This window comes from Staphylococcus sp. HMSC072B07 (assembly GCF_001815505.1).
Classification (GTDB): domain Bacteria; phylum Bacillota; class Bacilli; order Staphylococcales; family Staphylococcaceae; genus Staphylococcus; species Staphylococcus simulans.
This window is the reverse complement of sequence record NZ_KV820896.1, coordinates 62,459-79,249: the sequence shown is the minus strand read 5'-3', so window position 1 is coordinate 79,249 and position 16,791 is coordinate 62,459. Positions and strand designations below refer to the sequence as shown.

The following is a 16,791-nucleotide window of genomic DNA, read 5'->3' as shown; positions in this document are numbered from 1 at the left end:
GGCAATTGTATTCAATTACACATTAAGTGAGAATTGTTTTCATTTAGAAAGCGTTTACAAACGCACCTAAAAAAATAAAATCTCGTTAACGATATTGTAACATTTTTTTACAGCCTTTTGGGCATGAGAATTATTATCAATGGATTTTTTTCAATCTTAGTTTAAATTCAGCTTCAAATAGACTTAAAATTAAGCTGAAAGCGGCACCTCCTTCAGCTTTCACTTTAGAATATACCGCTTCTAACTTTTTTGTTCTTCCTTATTTAATTCTTGTAGTAAATTCTCAGCTATCTTTTTAGGAAAACCAATTTCTTGAAGCTCCGCAACCGTGGCTGCTTTCATTTTCTTCACAGAACCAAACGTTCTTAACAACTTCGTTTTACGTTTTGGTCCGATACCATCAATATTATCCAACACAGACGTCAAACCATGTTTTTGTCTTGTTTGTCTATGGAATGTAATCGCAAAACGGTGGACTTCATCTTGAATTCGTTGCAGTAAATAGAACGCTTGACTGTTCTTCTTAAGCGGAACTACTTCTGCGTTTACACCATACAACAGTTCTGACGTTCTATGCTTATCATTTTTACGTAAGCCTGCGACAGGAATATCTAATCCCAATTCATTCTCAAGTACATCAATAGCTACAGACATCTGTCCTTTACCGCCATCGACAATAATAAGATCAGGTAACGGTAAACCATCGTTCAATACACGTGTATAACGTCTACGGATCACTTCTTGCATGGATTTATAATCATCCGGGCCATCAACCGTTTTAATTTTATATTTGCGGTATCCTTTTTTATCTGGTTTACCATCAACAAAAGTAACCATCGCAGACACTGCATCAACACCTTGAATGTTAGAGTTATCAAACGCTTCAATACGAATCGGCGTTTGAATTCCCATTTGTTCTCCAAGCTCTTCAATCGCTTTGATTGTTCTAGACTCGTCTCTCGCAATCAATTCGAATTTATTTTCTAATGAAATTTCAGCGTTATGATTCGCCATCTCAACTAAATCTTTCTTTTGGCCTCTGACTGGTTGCACAATTTTTGTATCTACAACCGATTGAATCATGTTAGCATCCAAATTTTTCGGCACATGCACTTCTTTCGGTAAAAGATGTTGATTCAATTGATAGAATTGACCGATAAACGTATAGAACTCCTCTTCTTCTGTTTGTTGAAGTGGAATCATTGTTGTATCACGTTGAATCATATTCCCGTTTCTGACAAAGAAGACTTGAACACACATCCAACCTTTCGACACACTATAACCAAATACATCACGCGCTTTATTATCTGTCGACATGATATTTTGTTTTTTCGTCAAGTTATGAATATGTTGAATCAAATCACGATACTCTTTGGCTTGTTCAAAGTCTAATTGTTCACTCGCTGCCATCATGCGATCTTCTAAGTTCTTAAGAATTGTTTTATCTTCACCATTTAAGAACTCTGTCACTTCTTGAATCATTTGCGCATATTGTTGTTCATCTACGTCATAGACACAGGGGCCTAAGCATTGACCGATGTGATAATACAAACATAATTTATCCGGCATTTTATCACATTTACGGAATGGATAAATACGGTCTAACAATTTTTTCGTTTCTACTGCTGAATATGCGTTTGGATAAGGGCCAAAGTATTTACCTGTCCCTTTTTTAACAGTTCTTGTAACCAACAAACGTGGATATTTTTCTCTCGTAATTTTAATGAAAGGATAGCTCTTATCATCTTTCAACAAGATATTGTAACGAGGTTGATATTGTTTAATTAAATTCAGCTCTAACAATAACGATTCCGTTTCACTATCTGTAACGATAAATTCAAAATTACGGATTTCTCCTACTAAACGTGTCGTCTTCGCATCGTGCGCACCTGTGAAATAAGAACGCAATCGATTACGCAGACGTTTAGCTTTCCCGACATAAATGACTTGATCATTGCGGTCTTTCATTAAATAACAGCCAGGTTCAAACGGAACCACTGATAGTTTCTGTTTAATCTTTTCTTTATAATCTTCCAACGATTAACCTCCCTTCTCCTAAAGTTTGATAGATTTACTATGAAATTCAATTTACTATTATAACAAATACCAGCTTATACGAGCGACTGGCTTGCTTAACCAACGCTTTAAATTTCCATATGAAAAAGACCAGAACACTATATTCTGGTCTCGCATTTTTGTAATGATTGATTCGATATTTAACGTGAAGTTTCAACCATAATCGCCGAAACTCGGCATTATTTTAAAATTATAGGTGTTTGTTTAATACTTCAGCTAAGTTTTCTTTAGGTTGGAAACCTACAACTTTATCAACAGGTTCTCCATCTTTGAAAACGATTAGAGTTGGGATACTCATTACTTCGAATTTAGCTGCAGTGTTAGGATTTTCGTCAACATCTAATTTTAAGATGTCAGCTTTACCGTCGAAATCTTGAGCTAATTCTTCTAATACAGGTGCGATCATTTTACAAGGTCCACACCAAGTTGCCCAGAAATCTACTAATTTAACACCATTTTGAACTTGTTCGTTAAAGTCTGAATCAGTAACTTTAATTAATGCCATAAATATCGTTCCTCCTTAGGAATTTTAATGATGAACAAAGTATATCAGATCCGATTTGTAATTGCATCGGCTTTGCTCATAACCACATTCTTTTTTATATTTCTTCATATTATTTTCATAATCGTATTATTTCAACGTCGCAACTGTTACACCGAAGCCACCTTCACTTGGTGTACCCGTGCGGTAAGAGGCAATATTTTTATGTCGTTTCAAATGTTGTTGCACTGCCTTCTGCAATGCTCCTGTTCCCTTCCCGTGAATAATATAAACATTCTCGTAGTTGCTGAGCATGGCTTGATCTAGGTACTGATCTAAAGCTGTTACCGCTTCATCATAACGATAACCTCTTAAGTCTAACTCCATTTTCACTGGAGAACGGTTCGAACGTGATACCATTTTCGTTTGTGGTTCTTGTGTCTTTTGTTTCTTCTCTAAGTCGGCAATCGGTAATTTCATTTTAATGATGCCCATTTGAACCACTGCTTCTTCATCATCCAAGATTTCAAGCACTTCACCTTTTTGACCATAGGTTAAGACTTTGACTTCATCGCCAGCTTTAATCTCATCCCATTTTTTCTTCTTCACATTTTGTTTAAGGTCAGTTGCTTCGTATTGCTCATCTAAGTGTTTACGTTTTTCAATCAACTCGTGCTCTTTCACATCAGCGTTTTTCTCATCTCTTAACTGACGTAAATCTGAAATAATTTCTTCTGCTTCTTTTGTCGCAACTTTAACACGTTGATTGGCTTTCGTTTTCGCTTCATCCATCAATTGTTTTTCGTAATTTTGATATTGATCATATTTCTGACTCAATTGACGGTGTAAATCTTGTGCTTCTCGTAATAATTGTTCTAATTCAATACGTTGATTATCTACACGTTTCGTATTCTTCTCTAGTGAAGCAATCATATTGTTGATTTCTTGCTCATCTTGCCCAATCATCGCTTTCGCATCACGAATAATTTTGCCGTTTAAACCGAGTTTACTTGAAATTTCAAAGGCATTTGAACGTCCAGGCACACCCATTAATAATTTATACGTTGGGCTGAGCGTATTCACATCGAATTCCACACTGGCGTTCATGACACCCTCTCGGTTATAACTATAGGCTTTTAATTCAGGATAGTGTGTCGTAGCCATCACTAATGCACCGCGTTTTTGTACATTATCTAAAATACTCATTGCGAGTGCTGCCCCTTCACTTGGGTCTGTACCAGCACCAAGTTCGTCAAAGAGAATCACACTGTTGTGATCTGCATGTTTTAAAATCTCTACAATATTCTTCATATGAGAAGAGAACGTTGATAATGATTGTTCAATCGATTGTTCATCACCGATATCACAATAAACATTATCAAAGACACCGAGTTTACTACCGTCTAATGTTGGAATTAATAAACCTGATTGTGCCATCACGATGATTAAACCTAACGTTTTCAATGTGACAGTTTTACCACCAGTATTCGGACCCGTAATAATCACAGTTTGAATGCCATCTACAAATTCAATAGTATTCGCAACAACCGTTTTTGGATCTAATAATGGATGGAATGCTTTTGGTAAATACACCTTACGTTCTTCTGTAAATTCAGGTTTCGTCCCTTTAATAGAACTGCCGTATCGTGCTTTCGCAGTTAAGAAGTCGATTTGTCCCATTACAGACTCTGCAATTAAACAAGCATCCGCTTCACCAGCAACTTCTAACGTCAACTCCGTCAAAATACGTTCGACTTCTGCTTTCTCATCATTACGGAGTCGGCTGATTTTGTTATTCATTTCTACCACAGCAGAAGGTTCAATATATAACGTTTGACCTGAAGATGATTGGTCATGAACGATACCATTGAAATCTTGACGATATTCCGCTTTTACTGGAATTACATGTCTATCATTTCTGACTGTAATAATCAAATCTGATAATTTCTTTTGGTTCGATTGACTTTTAACCACACGGTCTAAGTTTTGTTTAATACGTTGTGACGTACTATGAATGCGACTTCTGATACTTTGAAGTTCATAGCTTGCATCATCAAATAAATCATAAGCATCACATTTTTGTTTAATTTCTTGATACAAATCCGAAAGAATCGGCAATTGAGTCATACGCTCATCTAAAATCGGATAATTGATAGCTTCCTCTTCTTCTAAGAGTTGACTGTAGAATGTTTTATATTGATTTTGAACTTGAATTAAACGCTTAATCTGGTTCAACTCACGTACGTTCAACATACTGCCGATTTTCGCACGATGAATAAGCGGTGACACTTTAGATAAACCACTCAAACTCGGTAAACGATGCTTATTATAAATTTGAGATATTTCGTCTGTTTCATCTATTTGATGAACAACAGTTTGATAATCAGAAGCTGGTGACATTGACGCTGCTTTTTCTCGTCCTAAGTCACTGACAGCTTCTTTTTCTACAAGTGCTTTGATTTTATCGAAATCAAGCACATCTAATGTCTTCTGTCTCACTGACATCCCTCTATTTCTTTAGCTTTTTATTATTTTTTATAAATGATTTGAAATCTTCTCTGCTCATAGTGTTCAACACACGTGATTTATCAATAAAAGCTTTTTGCGCTGTCGCGATACCATATTTCATCAACTCTAAGTTATCGATATGGTGTGCATCCGTATTGATGGTTACCATAATATCTTGATGATGACGTAACGCTTCTGCACTTAAATCTAAACGTAATGGATTCGCATTGATTTCTAAAATGGTGCCTGTTTCTTTCGCTATCTCGAATAATCGATCCATATTAACTTTATAGCCGTCACGGCGACCGATAATACGTCCTGTTGGATGTGCAATATGACGCACATAAGGATTACGGCATGCTTGTTCTAAGCGATGCATAATTTGTTCTTCCGTTTGATTAAAGCTTTGATGAATCGATGCGATAACATAATCAAGCTGGGCTAATATCTCATCTGGATAATCTAATGTACCATCTGCTAAAATATCCACTTCAGTTCCAGAGTAAATATCAATTTCATCATATTCCTCATTCATCGCTTTAATTTCTTCATTTTGACGTAATAAACGCTCAATTTCTAAACCATGTGCTACACGTAAACTACGTGAATGATCTGTAATAACCATATATTCATAGCCTTTTTGAATATTAGCTTCAATCATTTCACGCAAACTAAAGGCACCGTCACTCATGGTTGTATGCATGTGCACATCGCCTTTAATATCATCTAAAGTCACAATATTAGATAAGTCTCGGTCAAATTCACTGCCGTCTACACGCATTGGCGGCGCAATCCATTCATGTCCGAAATGTTCATAGATAGCTGCTTCACTGTCTAATTGCAGCAAAGAACCATCTGGCTGTTCAATGCCATATTCACTGACTTTTTCACCGCGTGCTTTCGCAAGTTGACGAATACGGATATTATGATCTTTTGAGCCAGTAAAATGTTGCAGCGTATGATAATATGCGTTTGGTTCAACAATTCTGAAGTCGATTTCAATTGTTTCATCTTCAAATTCAACTTCTACCGATACTTTCGTTAATCCTACTGCCACATCTTTGACTTTATGCGGCACCTTTAATAAGGCTTGTTGCACAGTCTCAGGATCATTTGTACTCATTATATAGTCTAAATCTTTACTCATTTCCTTCACTCTGCGGAAACTGCCTGCGACATGATATTGTTCTAACGCATCAATCGTCTCTAAATATTCTTCAATTTCTTGATTCAATTTAATCAATAAGTTGATAGGATAACGTTCTTTACGTGCACTTAGCGCTTTGACACCCGCTAAGATATTTTCTTCAGTCTTTTTACCGAAACCACTTAACGCACTGACTTCTTTATTTTCACAAGCACGTGCAAGCTCTTCTTTATTCGTAATGCCAAGCTCTTTATAAAGTTTATGAATCTTTTTACTGCCAAGACCTGGAATCTTCAATAACGGCACTAAACCTTCAGGCACTTCTTCTTCTAATGCTTTAAGTGTTTCAGATTCACCTGCTGCTAAATATTCATTGATAACTTCGCCAACACCTTTACCGATGTTTTTAAGCTTTGTGACATCTTCAATTTCATCCATCGTACGTTCATCTGTTTCTAAACTTTGCGCTGCTTTACGATAAGCAGACACTTTGAATGTATTTTCACCTTTTAACTCCATGTAAGTGGCAATCTTCTCTAATAAACGCACAACATCTTTCTTTGTAATATGTTGACTCACTTTATTCACTCCAATTAAAAAGAGGAACTTGATGGCATTCGTATATCTGTAACAGATTGGCGAATGTGTCAGCCTCCTCTTTGTTTAGTCTTTGTATTCATTGAATTATAATGCCATCACAAATGATGACAGATATGGGGTATGAAAGAGTATCAAATTTGCGATAATCGATTGTGCAAATTGCTGCTGAATCGAAAAGCTCGGATATAAGCTGCATAAGTATAATACGAGCAAGACAATGACCACAGAGCTGATCAAGCTAAGCAGTACACCGAAACTTCGATTCAAGATAGATATGGGTTGTGTTACCATTATTTTATCAAACGCAGATAAAATAAGGTATAAAATAAACTTGCTGATTAGAAATATCATGATAAACGCGACAATATTTTCAAAGCGCAGATGAATATCATCATATTGTATAAAATAATGTGTTTGTGCTGCTTTCGTTTTAGGAAACGGAACATATAATTCTAACTGCTTCGCAATCGGTGCGTACCATAATGCCGCAAAGATAAACGCAGCGACCGTACTTATAAAATGAAGCAGACTCCACCAAAATCCTCTGCGAAACCCCATAGCGGCAATCAAAATAAAGACAAAAAAGATGAAGAAATTTAGCAGCATAGGCAGACCCTACTGTTCGTCATGCTTCAAACGATTCAACTCTTGTGTCAAACGACGATTTTCTTCTTCTAATAACACCTTTTCATGCATAATGTTAACCGCAGTTAATACTGCTTTACGTGTGGTATCTAATCCTGCACTCTTACGACCTAATTCTTGAATTTTTTCATCTACTAGATGCGCAACATAACGTATATGCTCAGGATTATCTTCGCCGACTATTGTATAATTTTTGTTATTAATCGTAACATTGATTCTATTTTTAAATTCGCCCAATTTGATAACTCCAATCTTGCTTATTTTCACTCATTCACCACGACAACTGATGAGTGTATCTCTTATATTAATCGTAACTGATTTTCACACTGATTTGTTGAAAACCACTCTATTTATTCATCACGAACCATTATACACGAGTGCCATTTATTATGTAAGTAGTGTACGCTTTTTGCCAATGTTATGTAAACAGACTGTAATATATAACCTTTTATTGCGACAGGCACCTATAGTAAAATAAGAATACTACTACAAGTAAGGAGCATCCCTATGGCGAACGTCGTATTAAAATTAACAGAAGAACAAATTCAACAATTACTTAGCAAAATCAACGCAGACACAACGAATCTTCCCAAAGGCTCACGCGCACGCGCAAAATATCAAGGTACAACAATTCATATTTATAATTCCGACAAAGTCATGTTTCAAGGCACTCAAGCAGAAGCAGTTTCACAACAATTACTAGGTAATGCTGCCTCAACGTCTAAAGCACCCTCAAAGAAGAAGAAAACAACAATCATCAATTCCAGTGATTATCCATTTAATACATCCAACTGTATCGGCAGTGATGAAGCAGGCAGCGGCGACTATTTCGGTCCGCTTACTGTTTGTGCGGCTTATGTGTCAAAAGAACATGTTGAAGTATTAAAAACATTAGGTGTCGATGATTCTAAAAAATTATCAGATGATAAAATTGTTAAATTAGCTGAGCAATTAGTGACATTCCTTCCCTACTCACTACAAATATTAGATAACAAAAGATATAATGAACAAAAACAACTCGGCTGGTCACAAGTTAAAATGAAAGCGGTCTTGCATAATCATGCCATTGAAAACGTGGTAGACCGTATCGAAGCACAAAACTTCCCTTTAGACTATATTGTAATTGACCAATTTGCGGTACGCGGTGTTTATCAAAATTACGCACTGACAGCTATGCCTTATCCAGACAAAACTTGTTTCGAAACAAAAGGTGAATCCAAATCTTTAGCCATCGCAGCCGCAAGTATCCTTTCCCGATATGCTTTCGTGAAACATATGGAACATATGGGCAAAAAAATAAACCAAACGATTCCAAAAGGGGCAAGTCAAACAGTAGATTTATTTGCGGCTCGTTTAATTGATCAATACGGTACAGAGACATTAGACTCTATATCAAAAGCTGACTTTAAAAATAGAGACAAAGCCTTAGACCTTTATCGTAAAAAACAATTAAACAACTAATCACCTTAACAGATTGCTTACACTTTATATATAAATAAAATGAAACAAGCTCCTTCCACACATGATTTGTGTAGAAAGAGCTTGTTTTTTAATATTTTATTTTCTTTAATTGAACCGAATTAACGAATCACTGCACCTTCTGCAGTTAACGCATTCACGATTTCATCATGAACCGCTGTCACTTGTTCGTCTGTTAACGTATTTTCTGTATCTAAATAAGAGATACGGATCGCAACTGATTTCTTACCAGCTTCCATATGTTCGCCTTCATAGACATCAAAAACTTGCGCATCTTGTAAGATTTTACCGCCATGTGCTTTGATTGTGCTAATAAGTTCAGCAGCTGACACTGTTGTATCTACTTCTAATGCGATATCTCTCGTTACACCAGGATATTTAGGGATTTGTTCATAATTGATGTAACCCACAGAAACATTCATCAATTTATCGTAGTTTAATTCAAAGACATACGTACGTTGTTTTAAATCATTTTCTTCAGCTAATTGCGGGTGTAATTCACCGATAAAGCCGATGACTTCGCCATTTAATAAAACATTTGCCGTACGTCCTGGATGTAAACCATCCATTTGCGTTGCCTCGTAATCAAATGTAACATCTAATTTTTCCGCAACTGCATCTAAGACACCTTTCGCAAGATAGAAATCTGTTAATTCTTTTTTACCTTGCCATTGGTTGCTGCTATATTCACCAGTTAAAATACCACTTAAGTATTCAACCTCATCTGGTAATTCACCTTTGCCATTCGCAAAAAAGGCGCGACCGATTTCATATAAGAATACATTTGTGTTTTTACGTGCCACGTTATAAGCCACCGCATCAATTAAATGTGGTAATAAACTTTGACGTAATACTGCGTGTGCTTCACTCATCGGCATTAACAATTCAATGTTTGGTTTGTCACTCACTGAGAATGCTTTACCACGTGCACGGTCTACTAATGAATACGTAATTGCTTCACTTAAACCTGCACCTTCTAATGTACGTTTTAAAATACGTGTTTTTGATTGACGGTCTGTCAATTGACCGCTTGTAACTTGTTCGAAGACTGGTAATGTTGATGGAATTTCATCATAACCATAAATACGTGCCACCTCTTCGATTAAGTCTTCTTTGATTTTGACATCTCTACGACGTGAAGGAACATAGACTGTTAAGTTCCCTTCATTATTTTCAGTTTTGAAACCAAGTTGACTTAATGATTTCACAATCGCTTCAACTGTCATTTCTGAACCGATTGTATTATTAATTTTATCAACTGTAATTTCAATCGGTGTAATAAATTCGCCTAAGTCACCTGATGCGACGCGATCTGATAATACTTCACCTTGTGCGTAATGTTCTAATAAGTAACATGCACGGTCTACAGCTTGGTCTACAAATTCAGTCGCAATTCCTTTTTCGAATCGGCTTGAAGATTCACTACGTAAGTTAAGACGACGTGATGTATGACGAATGCTGACAGGATCGAAAATTGCACCTTCAACCACGACATTTTGTGTTTGTTCAGTAACTTCAGAGAAGTCTCCACCCATCACACCACCAAGCGCAATCGGTTCTTTGCCGTTTGTGATAACGATATCTGACGCTAATAATTCACGTTCTGTATCATCTAACGTTGTCATTTTTTCGCCTTCTTGCGCTTGGCGCACGACAATTTTGTCAGACCCGATATGATCTTGGTCAAACATATGAAGTGGTTGGCCGTATTCTAATAACACATAGTTTGAAATATCTACAACATTATTAATCGGACGAATACCAGCTTTCATTAATCGTGCTTGCATCCACATTGGAGATGGGCCGATTTTAACGTTTTTAACAACACGTGCACTGTAATAAGGTGTTTTATCTGGATTTTCAACTGTTACTGAAATTTCTTCAGATGCTGAAGTTTCAGTCGTGTCAGGTTGTGTTTCTGGTAATGTTAACGGTGCACCATAAAGTGCTGATGTTTCATAGGCAGCACCTACCATACTTAATGCATCCGCACGGTTCGGTGTTAAGTCGAATTCCATTACTTGATCATTTAAGTATAATGCTTCTAATGCATCAGTACCTGGTTTGACTTCATTCGGGAAGTTATAAATTCCTTCTTCAAATGCTTTAGGTATCACGTTGCTTTGAACGCCGATTTCTTGAAGTGAACAAATCATACCTTCAGAAACTTCACCACGTAATTTCGCACGTTTAATTTTAACGCCGCCTGGTAAACGACCGCCAACAGTTGCGACAATCACATATTGTCCAGCATCAACGTTAGGTGCACCACAAACGATTTGTACGGGTTCTTCTTCACCGATATCCACTTTACAAATATTCAATTTATCTGCGTTCGGATGTTGTGTTTTACTTTCCACATAACCTACGACTAATTTTTTAATTTCAGCTGTGTAATCAATGATGTCATCGACTTCAATCCCTGTACGTGTGATACGTTCAGCTAATGATTGAATCGGTACATTAACCGCAACTAAAGATTCTAACCATTCTTTTGATACAAACATTATGCTTCACCTCTATCTTCAACAGCTTTGAATTGATCTAAGAAACGGACATCATTTGTATAGAAGTAACGAATATCTTCAATACCGTATTTCAACATTGCGATACGGTCAGGACCCATACCGAATGCGAATCCAGTGTATTTAGAAGAATCGAAACCAGCCATTTCTAAAACATTCGGATGCACCATACCGGCACCTAAGATTTCAATCCAGCCTGAACCTTTACATACGTTACAGCCTTTACCGCCACATTTAAAACAAGACACATCGACTTCTACTGAAGGTTCAGTGAATGGGAAGTAACTTGGACGCAAACGGATTTCACGTTCTTCACCGAATAATTTTTTCGCCACAAGTTCAAGCGTACCTTTCAAGTCACTCATTTTAATATTTTCTGCCACAACTAAGCCTTCAATTTGTGTGAATTGGTGACTGTGTGTCGCATCATCTGAGTCACGACGATATACTTTACCAGGACAAATAATTTTAACTGGTCCTTGACCATTACGTTTCTCAAGTGTACGTGCTTGTACAGGTGAGGTATGTGTACGCATTAACGTTTCTTCTGTGATATAGAATGTATCTTGCATATCACGTGCTGGGTGTGATTTCGGTAAGTTTAATGCTTCGAAGTTATAGTAATCTTGTTCTACTTCATAACCATTCACAATTTCATAACCTAAACCTAAGAATAAATCTTCAATTTCTTGAATCGTACGTGTTAATGGGTGTGCTGCGCCTTGTTTGATTTGGCGACTTGGTAAAGTCACATCAATTGTTTCTTCTTCTAATTGTTTATTTAAACGTTCTTGTTCAAGCACTTTTTTACGTTCAGCAATTGCTTGTTCAATCGCTTGGCGTACTTCATTGACTGCTTGTCCGAATTTTGGTTTTTCTTCATTTGATAAATCTTTCATTTGTTTCATTAAACCTGAAACAGAACCTTTTTTACCTAAGTATTTAACTTTAACATCTTGTAACGCTTTCTCATCTGACGCTTGTGACACATCGGCCAAAGCTTCTGATTTCAGCTGATTCATTTCTTCAGTTTGAATCATATCTGCCCCTCCTAAATAATATTGCCAATAAAAAAAGACTTCTATCCCTGAGATATGGGACGAAGTCTTCCGTGGTACCACCCAAATTTATGCATACGCATACACTTGATTTATCATAGATAACGGTGATGAACCGACTTAAATTTCTTTAAGTTGCCAAAAAGGTGAAAAAAATTATCGCATTCTGGAATAACTTTCAGTCACGGTTATTCTCCCTAAACAGTCTGCTTCTGATAATTTACGTCTTTTTATAGGCAAAGTATTAATTTATCTGTTTGAGTCATCTGCTCAAACTCTGAATCACATTTAATTATAAGTAATCCCTTCCGACCGGTCAACCTTTTAATTTATAGATTAAGATACTGCCTGCAATCGCTACATTCAGACTTTCAGCAGCCCCGTACATCGGAATTGTTAAACGTTTCGTCGTATGACTTAATAATGCTGGATCGACACCTTGACCTTCGTTACCAAGCAATAACGCGAAAGATGATTGTGCATCCTCTTCATTAAAATTCACCGCATCTTCTAATGCAGTGCCGTATACCGGCCCATCAAATTGATTAATAAATTCCTCAATCGGCTGAGTGACAATCGGTAAATGGAAGACACTGCCTTGGCTTGAGCGTAATACTTTATCTTGATACGCGTCGGCTGTTCCTGGTGCCAAGACAATCAAATCCAACGCAGCTGCATCAGCTGTACGAATCAACGTACCAAGATTACCTGGATCTTGAATGCGATCAAGCAGTAATACTTGTTTAGCCTCTGCGATACGTGAAGCAACCTCTGGTTTTTCAATGACCGCAAAGATACCTTGAGGTGTCACAGTTCCTGACAAACTTTCTGCTACTTTGAAGTTTATATGGAACGCTTCTTCAGCAGCTTCAATTAATTGTGCATCAAAGCGTTCAGGTTCAACGACAAAAAGTTGTTTTACTGATAATTGGCTTTGAACCGCTTCTTCAATCAAATGTGTCCCTTCTACCAACAACAGTCCTGTTTTATCTCGTTCTTTTTTCTTCTTTAATTTATTCGCTTGTTTCACCTTCGTATTTTGCGGTGACGTAATTTGTTCCATAGTCGGTTACCTCATTTACGATTTTTCCTTATTTTATCATGTTGCTTCTCATAAACAAAAATGAGACCTACCGTTATATACGATGGGTCTCATTATTCATCAATTATTTTGAAACGACTTCTTCACCGTTGTAAGAACCACAGTTTTTACAAACGCGGTGAGATAATTTGTATTCACCACAGTTAGGGCATTCAGTCATACCTGGTACTGATAATTTAAAGTGAGTACGACGTTTATTTTTTCTAGTTTTAGATGTTCTTCTTTTTGGTACTGCCATGATTTAATCCTCCTTAAATTTCAAACACAAAAATCTTTGTTACTGTGCGATTAAGATGTTAATAACAATACTATCTATTGTACATCAACTTCTATTGCTTTTCATCATAAAATTGTTGCAATTTTTGAAGCCTTGGATCGACTTTCTTAGAAGAGATTTCTTCTGCTTGTTCACTTTCTTCTAATTCGTCTTCGTCAATAACTTCCCAACCTTGACCGCTCTGCAGCATGTCTTCTAAACTGCTGTCTTCAGCCACTGCTCGGATAGGCTTTTCTATGATGACAAGCTCTTCTGCGATATCACGTAAATCAATCATTCCGTTTGTAGCAAGATGATAATGTTCATCATCTTCTTCGCTATCACTAAACTCATGACCTTCTAAATCAAATATCTCTGTTGTTTCCACATCAATCGGCACTTCAACCGGTTTTAATGTACGCGCATCTTCCATCGTGTACGCACCAGTTAAGTGGATATCAGCGACAACTTCATTTGATTTGACATCAAGTTTGCCCTTCACTCGGATATCAGATAAATCTATAAGTCCTAATTTATCAATTAAATGATTATAATTTACTGTTTGATCAAATTCAAAAGGCTGACCTTGATATTTTCTTAATTGCGTTATTGACCATTTCATATGGCTTCACCTCTAACAAGCACAAAATTTATTTTAACTTTCTAGCGTTAAGTTGTCAAGATTTTTTCTTAACATCTTGACTTTTTGATACAATAATCATAATGAATTCTGAAAGGACGGATTGCAAATGAAATGCGCTGCACTGATTACAGAGTATAACCCCTTCCATAACGGGCATGTCTACCATGCAGAACAAGCACGTCAAATCGCTGATGCAGATATCACTGTAGCTATTATGAGCGGTCAATTTGTGATGCGCGGAGAACCCGCAATCTACAACAAATTTTTACGCACACAATTGGCACTCTCTGCTTGCGACCTTGTCGTTGAGCTTCCTGCTTATGCAGCGTTATCTGCTGGAGAATACTTCGCAGAAATGGGTGTCAAAGTTGCTGACTATCTTAATTGTGATGCACTCGTGTTCGGAAGTGAATCCGGCAGCATCAAAGATTTCGAACATGTTGCCATGCAACTCAACCATTTCGAAGAACATCCAGAATTTCAAACAAAGCTGCACGAAGGGAAAAGTTACCCTAGAATCATCCATGAATTATTAGATGAACCTGCTTTACTGCAGACACCTAATAATATCTTAGGTCTCTCTTATGTACAAGCTATTCAACACTATGCAGCACACATCACACCTTTGACATTACAACGACATCAAACGAACCATCATAACCAAACCATAGACAACCAAACTTTTGCAAGCGGCAGCGCAATCAGAAAGGCGCTCAAAAACAATGATGCAAGCTTTGAAACAGTAGTTCCATCATCAGTTAAACACTTGTATACATCACCGCAATTAACGTTAGATGAAGTGTTCCCTTATCTGAAATTTACATTATTACGCGCCTCTCTTGAAGAACTACGTGAGATGCATACGGTTAGTGAAGGGTTTGAGTATCGTTTAAAAGAAAAAATCCAATCTGCACACAACTTCAATCAATTGATGCAGCTGCTTAAAACTAAGCGCTATACGTATACCCGTATTCAGCGTATGTTAATGAACTGCTTGTTAAACTTTAAACAAGCAAATAAACAAAATGAAATTGACGCTGTACGCATCTTAGGTATGAATGAAAAAGGACAAGCGTACTTAAAACAATTGAAGAAAGATTTTCCAGATCGACACTTTATTACGAACGTTAATAAAGCGACCGCAAGTTATTTTGAACCAGAAATCAAAGCAACTGAAATTTATAATGCACTGTCTGGTCAAACCGCTGATGATTTCAATACACCTGTAATTAGGGTACAGTCACAATAAGGGGGTAAATCAACATGCAAGTTTATTCAGAATTGGAAGTAAAAGAACGTTATCATATGAAAGATGCGATTACAGCGATTGAAGAAAGTTTCAATAAGTTGAACCAAATCAAAACTGCACCACGCACGGTGATTCCTACAGGTGATGGTGCAAAATCTATGTTATACATGCCTTGTGTTGACTTAGCCAAACAACTCGGCACAATCAAAATTACATCTATCACACCAGAGAATCCAAAACAGCAACTACCTACTACACAAGCACAAATCGTGATTACTAATCTTAAAAATGGTGAAACGAAGGCGATGTTAGATGGCAGTTACCTGACTAGATTGAGAACTGGTGCACTGAGCGGTATTGCGACTAAATATATGAGCCGTGAAGATGCGACAACTTTAGGTATGATTGGTACAGGTGGTATGGCTTACGAACAATTCTTAGGTAATATCGAGGTCCGCCCTATTGATACAGTCTTGCTTTACAACCGTACAACAGAAAAAGCACAAGACTTTAAAACACGTATTTTAAAAGATTACCCAGATTTAAATGTTCAAGTATTAGAAGATGTATCAAAACTGGTCAAACAAGCAGATATTATCAACTGCCAAACACCTTCCACGCAGCCTGTCTTTAACGCTGAAGATGTACAACCAGGCACACATATCAACGGTATTGGCTCTTACCAACCGGATATGAAAGAACTAGATGCAAATATTTTCACGCAAGCAGAAAGTGTCGTTGTAGATGATCTTGAAGGGGCTAAAGAAGAGTCAGGAGAATTGATTGAAGCGAATGAAAATAAAACATTCACTTTCGAAGAAATCAATGATGAACTCAAAACACTTTCACAACAAGGGACTCTATATCGTAAAAATAATGACGCCATCACTGTCTTTAAATGTGTTGGTGCAGCTTACTTTGATTTAGCTGTTGCCATCGGTGCTTATGAAAAGTTAAATCAATAACTACAAAACAAAACATTTAATATCAAATAAAAAACACGTTTCAACACCTTTTGTATG

The 16,791-nt window shown here is 36.9% G+C and carries 14 protein-coding genes; 3 read left to right on the top strand and 11 right to left on the bottom strand.

Annotated features, from left to right (window positions below):
* Positions 1-240 precede the first annotated feature (240 nt).
* From uvrC to zapA, 6 genes are all read right to left on the bottom strand, one after another.
* Positions 241-2,037, bottom strand: a complete 1,797-nt coding sequence (uvrC, locus tag HMPREF3031_RS00445; protein WP_002480568.1) for an excinuclease ABC subunit UvrC — start codon at positions 2,035-2,037, stop codon at positions 241-243.
* Positions 2,038-2,266: 229 nt separating this feature from the next.
* Positions 2,267-2,581 (bottom strand): thioredoxin, encoded by a 315-nt coding sequence (gene trxA / locus HMPREF3031_RS00440; RefSeq protein ID WP_002480567.1) that lies wholly within the window; start codon positions 2,579-2,581, stop codon positions 2,267-2,269.
* A gap of 126 nt (positions 2,582-2,707) precedes the next feature.
* The gene (locus tag HMPREF3031_RS00435; RefSeq protein WP_002480566.1) at positions 2,708-5,056 is read right to left on the bottom strand and encodes an endonuclease MutS2; all 2,349 of its coding nucleotides are present in this window, start codon (positions 5,054-5,056) and stop codon (positions 2,708-2,710) included.
* Between the two features lie 10 nt (positions 5,057-5,066).
* Positions 5,067-6,779, bottom strand: coding sequence for a DNA polymerase/3'-5' exonuclease PolX (gene polX / locus HMPREF3031_RS00430; RefSeq protein WP_037556449.1), 1,713 nt, complete (start codon positions 6,777-6,779; stop codon positions 5,067-5,069).
* A gap of 117 nt (positions 6,780-6,896) precedes the next feature.
* Positions 6,897-7,418, bottom strand: a complete 522-nt coding sequence (locus HMPREF3031_RS00425; RefSeq protein ID WP_002480564.1) for a CvpA family protein — start codon at positions 7,416-7,418, stop codon at positions 6,897-6,899.
* Between the two features lie 9 nt (positions 7,419-7,427).
* Positions 7,428-7,694 (bottom strand): cell division protein ZapA, encoded by a 267-nt coding sequence (gene zapA, locus HMPREF3031_RS00420; RefSeq protein WP_002480563.1) that lies wholly within the window; start codon positions 7,692-7,694, stop codon positions 7,428-7,430.
* A gap of 270 nt (positions 7,695-7,964) precedes the next feature.
* Between zapA and rnhC the strand changes: the two genes are divergently transcribed.
* Complete coding sequence (gene rnhC / locus HMPREF3031_RS00415; protein ID WP_002480562.1) at positions 7,965-8,918, top strand: ribonuclease HIII; 954 nt, start codon at positions 7,965-7,967, stop codon at positions 8,916-8,918.
* Positions 8,919-9,037: 119 nt separating this feature from the next.
* Here the strand turns inward: rnhC and pheT are convergent, their stop codons facing one another.
* The 5 genes from pheT to HMPREF3031_RS00390 form a co-directional block, all read right to left on the bottom strand.
* Complete coding sequence (gene pheT, locus HMPREF3031_RS00410; protein ID WP_061054787.1) at positions 9,038-11,443, bottom strand: phenylalanine--tRNA ligase subunit beta; 2,406 nt, start codon at positions 11,441-11,443, stop codon at positions 9,038-9,040.
* Positions 11,443-12,501: a phenylalanine--tRNA ligase subunit alpha gene (pheS, locus tag HMPREF3031_RS00405; protein ID WP_002480560.1), complete on the bottom strand. Its 1,059-nt coding sequence runs from the start codon at positions 12,499-12,501 to the stop codon at positions 11,443-11,445. The genes pheT and pheS overlap by 1 nt, the downstream gene beginning before the upstream one ends.
* 334 nt (positions 12,502-12,835) lie before the next feature.
* Positions 12,836-13,582 (bottom strand): TrmH family RNA methyltransferase, encoded by a 747-nt coding sequence (locus tag HMPREF3031_RS00400; RefSeq protein ID WP_002480559.1) that lies wholly within the window; start codon positions 13,580-13,582, stop codon positions 12,836-12,838.
* A 103-nt stretch (positions 13,583-13,685) separates the two neighbouring features.
* Positions 13,686-13,859 carry a 50S ribosomal protein L32 gene (rpmF, locus tag HMPREF3031_RS00395; RefSeq protein ID WP_002480558.1) on the bottom strand — a complete coding sequence of 58 codons (174 nt, stop codon included), beginning with the start codon at positions 13,857-13,859 and terminating at the stop codon, positions 13,686-13,688.
* A gap of 91 nt (positions 13,860-13,950) precedes the next feature.
* Positions 13,951-14,499, bottom strand: coding sequence for a YceD family protein (locus tag HMPREF3031_RS00390; protein ID WP_002480557.1), 549 nt, complete (start codon positions 14,497-14,499; stop codon positions 13,951-13,953).
* A gap of 127 nt (positions 14,500-14,626) precedes the next feature.
* Between HMPREF3031_RS00390 and HMPREF3031_RS00385 the strand changes: the two genes are divergently transcribed.
* Entirely contained in the window at positions 14,627-15,769 is a 1,143-nt protein-coding gene (locus HMPREF3031_RS00385; protein ID WP_002480556.1) for a nucleotidyltransferase, read from the top strand.
* Between the two features lie 14 nt (positions 15,770-15,783).
* Positions 15,784-16,734 (top strand): ornithine cyclodeaminase family protein, encoded by a 951-nt coding sequence (locus HMPREF3031_RS00380; RefSeq protein ID WP_002480555.1) that lies wholly within the window; start codon positions 15,784-15,786, stop codon positions 16,732-16,734.
* Positions 16,735-16,791 lie beyond the last annotated feature (57 nt).